Source organism: Pelagibacterium nitratireducens (assembly GCF_037044555.1).
GTDB lineage: Bacteria > Pseudomonadota > Alphaproteobacteria > Rhizobiales > Devosiaceae > Pelagibacterium > Pelagibacterium nitratireducens.
This window is the reverse complement of sequence record NZ_CP146275.1, coordinates 722884-735506: the sequence shown is the minus strand read 5'-3', so window position 1 is coordinate 735506 and position 12623 is coordinate 722884. Positions and strand designations below refer to the sequence as shown.

The following is a 12623-nucleotide window of genomic DNA, read 5'->3' as shown; positions in this document are numbered from 1 at the left end:
CACGAGGAATTGTCATGGACGTCGTCGACGTACGGATCGATCCGTTTCCCAGCCAGCGCGAACTCTCCGATCTCTGGCGGGCCACGTGGGAGATCGATGGAGTTTCCGATTTCCAGTCCATTCTCACCCGCAGCCTCACCCATGTCGGCGCCTATCTTGGAGACCGCATCATCGGTTTTACCAACATGGCCTGGGATGGCGGCATTCACGGGTTTCTGGTCGATGCCTGCGTACACCCCGATTTCCGTGACCACGGGATCGGCCAGTCCATGGTCGAAGCGGCCCTCAAGGTCGCCCGCAAGCGCGGATTGCAGAAAGTCCATGTGGACTTCGAGCCCCATCTGCGCGATTTCTACCTCTCCTGCGGCTTCAAGCCCACCGACGCCGGGGTTTTGACCATCGACTAAGGACGACGCAACAATGGCCGAAAACCACGAACAACGGCTCATCGCCCTCGAAGAGCGTCTGGCCCATCAGGACCAGACCATCGAGGAGCTAAGCGCCGTTATCACCGGCCAGTGGCGCGAAATCGACAGGCTCAAGCGCCAGCTCGCCATGATCGACGACCAGATCGCCGCCGTCGAACAGCTTGCCCGCACCGGCAAGGCCGAGCCTCCTCCGCCCCATTATTGATCAGCTGCACCAGCTTTCGCGCGCGCCACCCCAGGGGCGCGCCAGCCCTTCGGCAACCAGCATCATGCCCAGCGATTGTCCGTCGCGTTCGAGCACCCGAAGCTTGCGCCCGTACATGTCGGCGTCGCGATGATCCCAGAGCGTCATGGTGAACCCGCCCCCATTGACCAGTTCGAGCATCCGAAGCGTCGCCCGGTCACCGAGCGCCTTTTCCTCGGCGCAGCCGTAATCGCGCACTTCGGGCGTATCGATATCGGCAATCCGCACCGATTGCCCCTCGATCCGGATCGTATCCCCATCGATCACGCAGGTCCGCCCGCTCCCCGCGCACAGCGAGAAATGGTGCACGATCGTCTCGTAGCCTGAAGCCGCCTCCGGCACCTCGAACCCGGGAACCTCGACATAGCCCCGCTCGATCGCCACCCAGCCCAGTGCCGCCACCGCGATCAGCGCAACCAGCGGCTCGAGCACCATCGGCGCCCGCCGCCGCGGCTGCGCCGTAAACCGCGCCCGCCCGAAATTCGCTCTCACCCGCATCGCCGAATCGTCTCCACGCCCTTTACGGCAGACGATAGCCAACAGGTTCTAACGGGCCGTAAGCGCCAAGCTGGGCGATCTACCGTTAGGACTTACACGGCAAGGCAGAGATATTTGATGTTGAGATAATCCTCGATCCCGTATTTGGAGCCTTCCCGGCCGAACCCCGACTGCTTGACCCCGCCGAACGGCGCCACCTCGGTCGAAATCATCCCCGTATTGATCCCCACGATCCCGTATTCCAGCGCCTCGGCGACGCGGGTCACTTGCGATATGTCCTTGCCATAGAAATAGGCCGCCAGCCCGAATTCGGTCGCATTGGCCAACTCGATCGCCTCATCGACGGTTTCGAACTTGAAAACCGGCGCCACCGGGCCAAAAATCTCCTCGCGCGCCAGCCGCATCTCCCTGGTCGCTCCAACCAGAAGCGTGGGCGGATAAAAGGTCCGCTCCCCGGTCGCAGCCCCGCCCATGACCACATCGGCACCCTTTTCCCTCGCGTCGCCCACAAGCTCTTCGACCTTGCCCACCGCCTTGTCGGTGATCAGCGGGCCCAACTCGACCCCCTCGTCCATGCCATTGCCAAGCTTGAGCTCGGCCATTTTGTCTTTGAGCCGCGCCACGAACGCATCATGAATACCCGCCTGCACATAGACCCGGTTGGCGCAAACGCAGGTCTGCCCCGCATTGCGGAATTTCGATGCAATGGCCCCCGCGACCGCTGCATCGACATCGGCGTCATCGAACACGATGAACGGTGCGTTCCCGCCCAGTTCCATGCTCATGCGCTTGATCCCGTCCGCGCATTGCCGCATCAGGATCTTTCCCACATTGGTCGAGCCGGTAAAGGATATCTTGGCGACCTTGGGATTGGCGCACAATTCCTGCCCGATGGCCGCCGAGTCCGTACCCGGCACGATGTTGAGCACCCCGGCCGGAAATCCCGCCCATTCCATCAGCCGTGCAATCGCCAGCGCCGAAAGCGGCGTTTCCGACGCTGGCTTGGAGACCACAGTGCATCCCGCCGCCAGGGCCGGCGCCAGTTTCCTCGCCAGCATCGCGTTGGGGAAATTCCAGGGCGTAATGACCCCCACCACCCCCACCGGCTGCTTGATGACGCTGATTCTGGTGTTGGCGGTGTGCCCGGGGATCGTATCGCCATAGACGCGCCGCGCCTCCTCGGCGAACCATTCGATAAAGCTGGCGCCGTAAAGAATTTCCCCGCGCGCTTCCTTCCAGGGCTTGCCCATTTCCAGCGTCAGAATGGTGGCCAGGTCGTCGGCGTTTTCCACCATCAGCCGATGCAGGCTTTTGAGCAGATCGGCACGCTCCTTTGCCGATTTTGCCACCCAGCCCGGCTGTGCCGCATGGGCGGCATCGATCGCCTCGCGCGTTGCATGGGTCGAAAGGTCGGGAATCTGCGCCAGCACCTCACCGGTTGCCGGATTGGCAACCCGAAACACCTTCCCCCGCGAGGAGACCGTGTTCCACTTGCCGTTGATAAAGCCGCCGGCTGCAATCAGCCGCGGTTCCTTGAGCCGATCGGTGAGCGCGGATGTCAGGGTCATCGGGAGCCTCCTTAAAAGAGCGTTTCCAGGATACGTGCAGTCCACTTGTCCGGTCCGCAAACGCGACAGAACCAGGGCCGGGATCATTGCGCCGCTTCCATGAAACGGTGAAATGATCCTGAGTGTTTTTGCGATTGAACGCCTCAAATTGCCCAATGGCAACAGCAACGCAATGGTTGCGGTTTTGCTGGTCAGGTTCGACAAAACTGTTATAATTACGAGCAATGCCGATTTGACGACGGGCCGAATGGATACCGCCGAAACGACCTATTCCTTTCTTTCCGGTTCGGCTGAAATGCCGCGTGGGTCCATGGCCGCCAGAGTGGCCGCGCAATTGCGCAACGCCATCATCGAACTCCGCCTGCCCCCCGGCACCATGCTCGACAAAGCTCAGATCTGTGCCCGGCTCGGCGTCTCGCGTTCCCCGGTGGCCGAAGCCTTTGCACGGCTGGAATCCGAAGGACTGCTCGATATCCTTCCCCAACGCGGCACCGTTGTGTCCTTCCTCTCGCTCGGCGCCATCAAGGAATACATCTTCATCCGCAAGGCCCTTGAGGGCGAGGCGGTTCGCACGCTCGCCTCCCACCGCCCACCCGGTCTCATCGAGCGGCTGGAAGCCAATGTTCAGGCCCAGCGCGAAAGCGCCCGCAACGAGGACCGGCAGACCTTCCATCGTCTCGATTTGGAATTTCACGATGAGCTGTTGGGTGCGCTGGACTACAGGCGCATGAAGGCTGTCGTCGATACCGCCCGCAACAATCTCGATCGAGCCCGGCAGATGACCAACACCATCCGCCGCATCGCCGTCGGCATCGAAGAACACGCCAATATCGCCGCCGAGATAAAGGTCGGAAAAGGCGACCGGGCAGCCCGCGCCATGCATGTTCATCTCGATGGCATGATCAGCGAAACCGAAGCCCTGGCCGACCGTCATCCCGAGCTTTTCGTCTCCCGCGCCGCCAGTCGCGGCCCCGCCCCATCCGGCGTTATTCGCGATTTGGCAACAATCCGTCGCGTTCCGTCCACTTAATCGGAACGCGTCCCGGGGTTATCTTGATGGCAATAAACGGCCACGGAGATAATGCCATGCTCGACACCGGACCCAGCGTCGCAACGCCGCTTCTGGTTCCCACCCGGACCCGTCTGGGACAGATCCATATTGCCGTCACCGACCCCGAGCGCGCCCTGTCCATCTGGCGCGATGTTGTCGGACTGACCCTGATAAACCGGACACCCGACCGGCTCGAACTGGGCGTTGGCGGCAAGGTGCTTGTTGTGCTCGAAACCGGCGCCGACGGGCCGGTCGTCCCCCATACCGTCGGGCTCTACCACGTCGCCATTCACGTTCCCACGCGCCGCGATTTCGCCCGCATGCTCAACCGTGCCATCGCCGCCCGCATTCGCATCTCCCCCACCGACCATCTGGTCTCCGAGGCGCTTTACCTGTGGGATCTCGACGGCAACGGCATCGAAATCACCTTCGAAACCCCATGGCGCGGAAAATTCGTCGAACATGACGAACTGATGGCCGTAACCCCGGACGGCAAAACCCATTCAGGCCGCGAGCCCATTGACGTGCCCGGCCTTATGGCCGAACTCGACGGCGACGAAACCCCGTTCGCCCCCATGCCCGAGGGCACCCGCATCGGACACGTCCACGTCCATGTGGACGATCTCGATACCGCCATGGGCTTTTACCGCGACCAGATCGGCTTTGCCGGCCAGCTTCTCTCGCGCCGTTACGGCATGGGCGACGTCAATCTCGATTATGCTCCCCACATTCTGGCCTTCAACATCTGGGCCGGCCGCAATCCCGCAATGCCCCCCGTCGGCGCATCGGGCCTGCGCTGGTTCGAAATCGTCGTCCCCGACGCAAAAACCCTCTCGAAAATTCGCGACCGCCTCACCATCGCCGGATCGGATGTCGAGGACATCGAAACCGGCATCGAAACCCGCGACCCCGCCGGCAACCGCCTGCGTGTTCTACTCGCTTAGGCCGTGTGGTGGAGAGTTAGGTCAGGGTGAGCCGAAAATGGTAGTCTTTGAGAACCGGAGCGGAGCGTACTTTCGGGTACGTGAGCACCGGAAGCGCAAAAGACTGCCATTTGCAGGCCGCCCTCACCGAACTCAGCGGCGCGCGATGAGGTCGATCTCGACAAGCGCCCCAACCGCCAGCCCGGTCACCCCGATTGTCGTCCGGGCCGGTAGTTTTCCGGGCTCGAAATATGATTGATAGGTCGCATTCATCTCGGCGTAGTCGCGCTCGAGGGCGGTGAGATAGATCCGCGCCATCGTGATGTTTTCAAGCGACAACCCGATCCCGCCCAGAACGATTGCCAGATTGTCCATCACCCGCCGCGTCTGCGCCACGATGCCCTCGGGCAGCGGCGCATCGGGGGCGTCGGGATCGGTGGGCATCTGTCCGGTGACAAACACCCAGCCATCGGCCTCGACGGCATGGGAAAACGGGGCGACCGGACGCGGGCCGCGCTCGATCATGTGATGGATGGGCAGGCTCATGGGAACTCCTTGATATCGGGCAAGAGAGTGCAAAGCCTTGCTCTTGCCGTCAACCGGAACCATCTCTTGTGCGTTACGCTCACACCGAAGCGCTTGTAAGGAACACGCCATGGCCATCGATCTCGACATCCACCACACAGTGAACGGCGACCATGGACGCTATTGGGCCGACCTCGACGGGGGCGCGCAGGCCGAAATGACCTATCTGCGCCGGCCGGACCGCTCGATCATCATTACCCACACCGGCGTTCCGCGCGCCTTCGAGGGCCGCGGCATTGCCCTGCAACTGGTCAAGCGCGCCGTTGCCGATGCGCGTGAGGGCAATTTCAAGATCGTCCCGCAATGTCCCTATGTGGCCGTGCAGTTCCGCCGCCATCCCGATTGGGACGACCTGCTGGTCTAGACGGCCTCGCTGTCGATCGCCTGCGCGACCGTTCGGTCATCGGTCGCATCGTCGTCGGCGTCTTGGCCCATGGCCATCTCGCGCTCGAACAGCACCACCCGGTCGCGGCCCTCTTCCTTGGCCCTGTAGAGCGCCGCATCGGCCATCTCGGTGGCAAGCTCGAGGCTGTCCTCGACCAGCACGAGCACCGCGCCGATACTGATGGTCACCGCCAGTCGCTCTCCGTCCGAGAGAACCACCGGCATTTGGCGCATCATGTCGGTGAGCGCGTTGGCGATCTGGGACAACCCCTGTGGCGAGCAGTCGCGCACCAGAACGATGAACTCGTCTCCGCCCCACCGCGCGCAGACATCCACGCGCCGCAGTGACGCTTTGAGGCGCCGGGCCACCTCGATCACCACTTGGTCGCCCGCCGAATGGCCCGCGGTATCGTTGACGGCCTTGAAGTTGTCGACGTCGATCAGCATCAGCCCGTTGATCCGGCTGGCATCGTCCTCCCGGCGACGATTGACGATGAACTTTTCCTCGAACCCGCGCCGATTGTCGATCTTGGTCAACGCGTCGAGATTGACCAGTGACTGGAGCTGCTCGGTGCGCTCGCGCACCTGGCTCTCAAGGCTCAGCCGCGCATCGGTAATCGTATCGGACATTTCGATCAGCGTGCGCGACAGCCTGCCGATTTCGTCGGCGCTGCGATCGGGCTTCATCACCGCCCGCCTGCCCTCGCGCAGGGCGACAAGCCCGCCCTCCACCTTTGCGAGCCGGTCGAGCACCGCGATGCGGAAAATCCAGCTCAGCGCCAGCCCCACCGCCAAAAGGATCGCGATGGCGGCCAACCCGACGGGCAAAAAGATTCGCCGGTCAATGATGGCATCAAGGTCCATCACCGTGATGTTGTACCAACCGATGTGATCGAGATAGCCCACCCCGACCAGCTTGGGCATGCCCCCCATGGTCAGCGTCGCGGTGCGAATCTGGTTGGGGGCCTCCATCGCCCCGTTCATCATGGCCCGCAACAGCGCCATATCTTCGAGGGTATCGACAAGTGAAAACACTGTCGTCTTTTCGGCGATGTCCTTGGTGATCGAGCGGAAATCGACGAGCGAAGCATCCCGGTGTGCCTGCACCGCGCCGCCCTGATCGACAAAGATCGAATCGACGCCCGGCTGGGGCAAATCGACCACCTCGCGGATGAAATCGGTCAGATCGAGCCCGGTGCCCACCATGCCCAGCACTTCCCCGCCCCTGTTGACCAGGCAGTTGATCCAGACCTTGGTGAGCCTGAGCACCTCGTCGACATTGACGTTGAGATGACACCCCTCGCGCCGCTCCCGCGTCGCGTAATACCAGGCATCGCGCTGCAGGGACGGCTCCAGAGTGTAGCTGTAGGGATCCGCGCCAAAACTGTTCTGGGCGTCGTTGAAATAGTAATTGCCCGAAGCGTTGACGACCAGGAAAACGCTCTGGTCCGTAAACGATCTCCGGTAGTGCTCCATTTCGGCCAGCCCGCGCGCCATGCGCTCGGGGTTCTGTTCGTCGGCGAACCAGTCGACCATGACCGGAGAACGGCTGAGTGCCTCGGCCAGCGAAATTTCCCGGCTCAGCGCCGCCATGCCGCGATAGCGGTCATACTGGACCTGCCGTTCGGCGATCATGGTGCCAAATTGGAGCGTCAGGGAGTCGATGATGCGGTTGATGGCAAACCAGCCGGCAAGGCCCACAAGCACAAGCGCAGCAAGCACGAGCCAAAGGACCCGTGTGCGCAAACTCGGTCCGGCCAGTCGTCCAATCAGCGATTTCATCATCGCCCGCTTTGCCCCCAACAGCGCCGGCGCACTCATGCGCCGGCACCACAAAACCGTATCGGGCCAGTGGTTTACGCTCTGTTACCCATGATTGAAGTCCGCGAGAAATTCCGCGGTGGCCGCCAGTTCGGCCTGCACGATTTCGTGACCGCCCTCATGCCAGGCGATCTTCGTCGCCGCTCTCTGGGCGCCGAACCAGTCGGCCAGCGCCTGGGTGAGCGGTGCCGGGCAGATCGGGTCTCGCCGCCCCGCCGTAATCAGCACGTCCCGCTCTGCAAGCCCGTGCACCGGGTCGGGAGTCCAGGGGATCAGCGGGTGCATGAGCACGCTCGCATCGATCAGTTCGGGATGGGCCATCATCACCGAGGCCAAAATATTGGCGCCATTGGAATAGCCGAGCCCGATCAGCGGACCATCCGACTTCAGCCCCTTCAGGAACCCCGCCATCTTCTCGGTCCGCACCGCAAGGTCGTCCATGTCGTAAACGCCCTCGCCCGTCCGCCTGAAATAGCGCAGCGCTCCACCCTCGGACACATCGCCCCGTATGGCGACCAGCCGGGCCTGGGGCAGCAATTGCCGCCCCAGATTGAAGAACTGGTTCTCGTCGCCCCCCGTGCCATGCAGCAGCACGAGCGTGGGAGCAGCCGGCCCCTGCCCGGCATGCTCCTTGGTGAAATAGGTTTCGCTCATCGGTCAGTCCTTTATTTCGGGCAGATGGGTTTCCAGCCACGCCCGCAGATGTTCGTGCTGGCTGGGCAGTTTGAGGGCCTCGCCCAGATGGGCGGTGTCCTCGTCCTTGTCGAAACCGGGCTCATTGGTCGCGATCTCGAACAGAACGCCACCGGGCGTGCGGAAATAGATCGCATAGAAATAATCGCGATCGATCACCGGGGTCACCTGATACCCTGTGTCGAGCAGCGCCTGACGCACCGCCTTCTGAGCTTCGCGATCGTCGACGGCAAAAGCGATGTGGTGCACCGATCCGGCTCCCAGATCGCCGCGCGGCATGTTGGGCAGGGTCTGCAAATCGATAATATCGGCCCCATTGCCGCCCGGAATCACGAACCGCTTGATACCCTTGGAGGTGTCGGCGTGTTCATACCCCATGAATTTGAGCAGCTCTTCGGTCGCCCCGCTGTCGCCAAGCCGCAAGCTGGCACCGGCAAAACCACGGATCGCCTCGTCCCCGGCCACCGCTCCGCCGGTCCAGGGGGCCCGCGCGTCGCCCTTGGCTTCCACGAGCGCGAAACTGTCGCCATCGACGGCGGTAAACCGCAGACGGCTTTCCCCGAACGCCTCTTCGGAAATCACCCCGCCAACGCCCTTTTCGGCAAACCGCTCCTTCCAGAACGAAAGGCTGCCCTCGGGAACCGAAAACACCGTCTCGCCCACTTCGCCGGTGCCGGGGCGGCCGCGGATGATATGAGGGAACGGGAAATAGGTCATCACCGACCCCGGCATCCCCGCCTCGTCGCCATAATAGAGATGATAGACCGAAGGCTCGTCGAAATTGACGGTCTTTTTGACCCGGCGCAGACCGAGCGTATCGGTAAAGAAGTGATTGTTGGCATCGCCATCGCGCGACATCGACGTCACATGATGAAGGCCCCTGATCTGGTTGAGCATGATCCGATCTCCGGTTAAAGCCCCTCCGGGCTCTGTTGGAGACCAATATAGTCCAGCCACCGGTCCGGATAATCCGGACTATGGTTCATTCATTATTCGATATTGCCGAACGATCAGTCCCCGGCGCGGGAAATCCGATACGCACACCGCCGCGCGCCCATAACGATATGATCGGTGCGCTCCACCTTCGCTCCGGGCCCCAATACATCGCGGAATACCGCCAGTTCGGCCCGGCAGAAATTCTGGCATGCCGTCGCCGCCGCGCAGATCGGGCAATGGTTTTCATAAAGCACATACCCGCCCTCGCCATCGGGCTCCCAGTCGGCCATATACCCCTCGGCCGAGCGCAGATCGGCCAGCCTAGCCACCCGCTCGCCCAGCCCGCCCGCATCGCTCATCGCCGCGTGATAGACCGATTTGGTGCGCTCCTCGCGCGCATCGATGATCCGCGAGAGCACCTCGGCCCCCAGCGTGTCGCCCACGATACCCAAAAGCTCGACGGTGAGCGCCGCATGGGTGTCGGGAAACCGCGATTGTCCCGCCGCCGTCAGGCGCCAGAACTGGGACGGCCGCCCCACCCCGCGCGACTGGCTCCAGCTTTCCACAAGTCCGTCCTCGGACAGCCGCACCAATTGCTGGCGCGCCGCTTCCCCCGACGTTCCGAGCGCCCGGCCCAACTCGCCGGCCGTCTTGTCTCCGTGCATCTTGAGGTGGAACAGGACGCGCTCGGCCGCATTGCGCGGAGACCAGGTTGCGGCCTCGGGCAAGGGGGGCGAATTTTCAATAACCGGTTTGCTGCTTGACATGGCTCCGGAGCGACATTTAGAAAGCACTTACTTGGAAAATACAGAGACCGGGTCGCAAGATCAAGCCCTGCCGGTTTCTCTACACCGATCGGCGCTCCGAACAGCCCTGAAATGACAAAACCGAACATCAAATTGCCGCCGGCCAGCCCGGCCCTTGCCCTCGCGCTGGCCGACCACCCCGCCGCCGCCGACGCGGTGCCCGCATCCCAGTTTACCAGCGCCATGAGCACGCTGGCCGCATCGGTCACTGTCGTGACCGCCCGTTCGGGCGACAGCCAGTACGGCCGTACCGTCACCGCCATGCTCTCGCTGAGCGCCGAACCGCCCGCCGTCATCGTCTCCATCACCCGCGACACCGATCTGGCCCGCACCATCGACGCCGCCGGCCGCTTTTCGCTCTCGGTTCTCGCAGAGGACCAGCAATCGGTCGCGGACGCCTTTGCCGGCTGGGGACCTGACGATCGTTTTGCGGTTGATGACTGGCAGCACTGGCCCTCGGGTCAGCCCCTGCTTTCCGGCGCCGTCACCAGTCTCGATTGCGTCCTGGCCGGCGCAATCGTTTTGGACACCCACACCCTCTATGCCGGCATCGTCACCCACACCCGCTCCTTCCCCGATCGCGCCCCGCTCATATGGCACCGGCGCGGCTACAAGGGTCTCGATCAGTCCTGAGAGCGATCGGCAGCAGGCTCGGCGGCCTGTTGCGCCTCGATCTTCCGGCTGGACTTTTTGGTCCGCCGTTCGTTGAGCTTGGCCCGGACGAACGCCTTGAGTTCCCGCCCGCTCATGAACACGGGCACGCGGGCTTTCTGGGCGTCCTGGTCGATGGCCAGCCCGGCTTCGGACACCTCGCCCTCGATATCGACCTCGCGCACGATCAGCTCGAGCGCCCCGATGGCCACCCGGTCGCCGATTTCCGCCGTCCCGCCCAGCCGCTCGCGCATATAGTCGCCAATGGTTTTCTCCAGCGAAACATTGGGCCCGATCTGGGCGTCATAGGCATCCTTGAGCGCAACGAGCGGACGCCTGGGGTTGATCCTGAACTCGCCGAAGAAATCCTTGTCATCGGCCTCCACCTTGGTGGGGCTGGCGAAAAGCCGGTCGAGCAGCCGCGTATAGCGCGGCGCAATGAACATATAGACATAGTCGCCGGCCTTGATGCGCCCGGCATACTGAAACCGCATCGATTGCCCGTCCCGCACGATCAGCGAGGGACGCGCCCAGCGCGGCAGCCTTTCGCCCTCGGCCACCGGGCTCCCCTCGACAACGTGGTAGACGATCAATTCGTGATGCGCGCTGCCCGGCAATTCGAGCCCGACGCGCTCGACCGGACCGATGCGCGGCGGCACGATCAGGCCCAGCCATTGCGCCATGGGCCGGATGGTCCAGCCCTGCACCAAAAGCGAGGTCAGAACGATGATGAAGGCGGTGTTGAACAGCACGGCCCCGTTTTCGAGCAATGCGATCAGCGGCAGGATGGCCAGAAGGATCGAGACCGCGCCGCGCAGGCCCACCCAGGAAATGAACGCGATCTCGTCGCGCTGATACTGGAACGCCAGAAGGCACAGCCACACCGCGACCGGCCGCGCCACAAACATCAAGAACAGCGCCAGCGCCACAGCCGGCAGCGCCACCTCGCCGAACTGGGAGGGGCTGGCCAGGAGCCCCAGGATGAGGAACATGACGATCTGGGCCAGCCAGGTCATCCCGTCCTGGAACCGCACCAGCGTCGCCCGCGCCCGCACCCGGCGATTGCCCGCCACCAGCCCCGCCACATAGGCGGCAAGCGCGCCAGATCCTCCAAGCAGCCCGGTAAAGGCAAACAGCAGCACCGCCATGCCCAGAACGATAATGGGATAGAGCGCGCCCTCCAGTTCCACCCGGTTGATGATGAAAACGATCGCCGCTCCCCCCGCGATGCCCAGGGTCACCCCCAGCCCCATCTGCAACCCGAACCCCACGACAAATTCATGGGTGAACCCGGTGATGCCCGACCCCGAAGCCAGCAGTTCCACGAACATGATGGTCAGAAAGATCGCCATCGGATCGTTCGATCCCGACTCCACTTCGAGCGTCGAGCGCACCTTGTCGCGAATGGTGATGCCGCCCACGCGCAAAAGGAAAAACACCGCCGCCGCGTCGGTCGAGGAAACGATGGCGCCCATCAAAAGCCCCTCGGCCCAACCGAACCCGAACATCAACCGTGCCGCCATGCCCACGATCGCCGTGGTCAGCAGCACCCCCACCGTCGCCAGAACGATCGATGGCGCCGCCGCCTGCCGGAATGATTTCAGCGATGTGCCGAACCCCGAATCGAAAAGAATGACCGCAAGCGCCAGCGAGCCCACGAAATAGGCGGTGTTGACGTCGGAAAATTCGATCCCCAGCCCGTCGCTGCCCGCGCCCAGGCCGATGCCCAGAAACAACAGCAGCAAGGGTGCCCCGAAGCGGAACGCCACGAGACTGGTAAAAACCGAAACGACGATGAGCGCCGCGCCCACCAGGAGCAGCGGATAAATCCAGTCGATCATCCCCAAATGACCCGATCTAAAATGTTTGGCAGCCGGCCGAACCGGCCGCGGAGGCAAAGAAAGTCAATAACGGCAATGATTACGGCGCCAATGCGTCGCGTCCACCCCCGCCGGGGCAAAAAAACGCTTTGGCGGCAAAAAATTAGCAGGCCCTGCCCGGATTTGTCGCTGTCAGGGATCGAGACGCCCCTTGC

Annotated in this window: 14 protein-coding genes; 6 read left to right on the top strand and 8 right to left on the bottom strand. The window is 63.0% G+C overall.

Annotated elements, in window-relative coordinates; translation table 11 throughout:
* The first annotated feature begins 14 nt into the window (after nt 1–14).
* Nucleotides 15–407, top strand: a complete 393-nt coding sequence (locus tag V6617_RS03830) for a GNAT family N-acetyltransferase (protein ID WP_338609213.1) — start codon at nt 15–17, stop codon at nt 405–407.
* A gap of 13 nt (nt 408–420) precedes the next feature.
* Nucleotides 421–633, top strand: coding sequence for a SlyX family protein (locus tag V6617_RS03825; RefSeq protein ID WP_338609211.1), 213 nt, complete (start codon nt 421–423; stop codon nt 631–633).
* On the opposite strand, the gene V6617_RS03820 is transcribed toward V6617_RS03825, so the two are convergent.
* Both V6617_RS03820 and V6617_RS03815 read right to left on the bottom strand, forming a co-directional pair.
* The gene (locus V6617_RS03820) at nt 634–1170 is read right to left on the bottom strand and encodes a thermonuclease family protein (protein WP_338609209.1); all 537 of its coding nucleotides are present in this window, start codon (nt 1168–1170) and stop codon (nt 634–636) included.
* Between the two features lie 92 nt (nt 1171–1262).
* Nucleotides 1263–2738 carry an NAD-dependent succinate-semialdehyde dehydrogenase gene (locus tag V6617_RS03815; protein WP_338609207.1) on the bottom strand — a complete coding sequence of 492 codons (1476 nt, stop codon included), beginning with the start codon at nt 2736–2738 and terminating at the stop codon, nt 1263–1265.
* Between the two features lie 247 nt (nt 2739–2985).
* Here V6617_RS03815 and V6617_RS03810 point away from each other — a divergent pair, with 247 nt between their 5' ends.
* A complete protein-coding gene (locus V6617_RS03810) occupies nt 2986–3768 on the top strand; it encodes a GntR family transcriptional regulator (RefSeq protein ID WP_338609205.1) in 783 nt (260 codons plus the stop codon).
* A gap of 56 nt (nt 3769–3824) precedes the next feature.
* Nucleotides 3825–4733, top strand: a complete 909-nt coding sequence (locus tag V6617_RS03805) for a VOC family protein (protein ID WP_338609203.1) — start codon at nt 3825–3827, stop codon at nt 4731–4733.
* Between the two features lie 132 nt (nt 4734–4865).
* Here the strand turns inward: V6617_RS03805 and V6617_RS03800 are convergent, their stop codons facing one another.
* On the bottom strand, nt 4866–5237 hold the full coding sequence (locus tag V6617_RS03800; RefSeq protein ID WP_338610623.1) for a RidA family protein: 372 nt from the start codon (nt 5235–5237) through the stop codon (nt 4866–4868).
* A 130-nt stretch (nt 5238–5367) separates the two neighbouring features.
* On the opposite strand from V6617_RS03800, the gene V6617_RS03795 reads away from it, so the two are divergent.
* The gene (locus tag V6617_RS03795; RefSeq protein WP_338609202.1) at nt 5368–5661 is read left to right on the top strand and encodes a GNAT family N-acetyltransferase; all 294 of its coding nucleotides are present in this window, start codon (nt 5368–5370) and stop codon (nt 5659–5661) included.
* Here V6617_RS03795 and V6617_RS03790 read toward each other — a convergent pair.
* The 4 genes from V6617_RS03790 to V6617_RS03775 form a co-directional block, all read right to left on the bottom strand.
* The gene (locus V6617_RS03790) at nt 5658–7502 is read right to left on the bottom strand and encodes a diguanylate cyclase (protein ID WP_338609200.1); all 1845 of its coding nucleotides are present in this window, start codon (nt 7500–7502) and stop codon (nt 5658–5660) included. The two genes, V6617_RS03795 and V6617_RS03790, sit on opposite strands and share 4 nt — an antisense overlap.
* Nucleotides 7503–7547: 45 nt before the next feature.
* Entirely contained in the window at nt 7548–8156 is a 609-nt protein-coding gene (locus V6617_RS03785; protein ID WP_338609198.1) for an alpha/beta hydrolase, read from the bottom strand.
* A gap of 3 nt (nt 8157–8159) precedes the next feature.
* Entirely contained in the window at nt 8160–9092 is a 933-nt protein-coding gene (locus V6617_RS03780; RefSeq protein WP_338609196.1) for a VOC family protein, read from the bottom strand.
* A 113-nt stretch (nt 9093–9205) separates the two neighbouring features.
* A complete protein-coding gene (locus tag V6617_RS03775) occupies nt 9206–9898 on the bottom strand; it encodes a metalloregulator ArsR/SmtB family transcription factor (protein WP_338609195.1) in 693 nt (230 codons plus the stop codon).
* Nucleotides 9899–10009: 111 nt separating this feature from the next.
* On the opposite strand from V6617_RS03775, the gene V6617_RS03770 reads away from it, so the two are divergent.
* Complete coding sequence (locus tag V6617_RS03770) at nt 10010–10570, top strand: flavin reductase family protein (RefSeq protein WP_338609193.1); 561 nt, start codon at nt 10010–10012, stop codon at nt 10568–10570.
* Here V6617_RS03770 and V6617_RS03765 read toward each other — a convergent pair.
* Nucleotides 10561–12429, bottom strand: coding sequence for a potassium/proton antiporter (locus V6617_RS03765; RefSeq protein ID WP_338609191.1), 1869 nt, complete (start codon nt 12427–12429; stop codon nt 10561–10563). The genes V6617_RS03770 and V6617_RS03765 overlap by 10 nt on opposite strands.
* Nucleotides 12430–12623 lie beyond the last annotated feature (194 nt).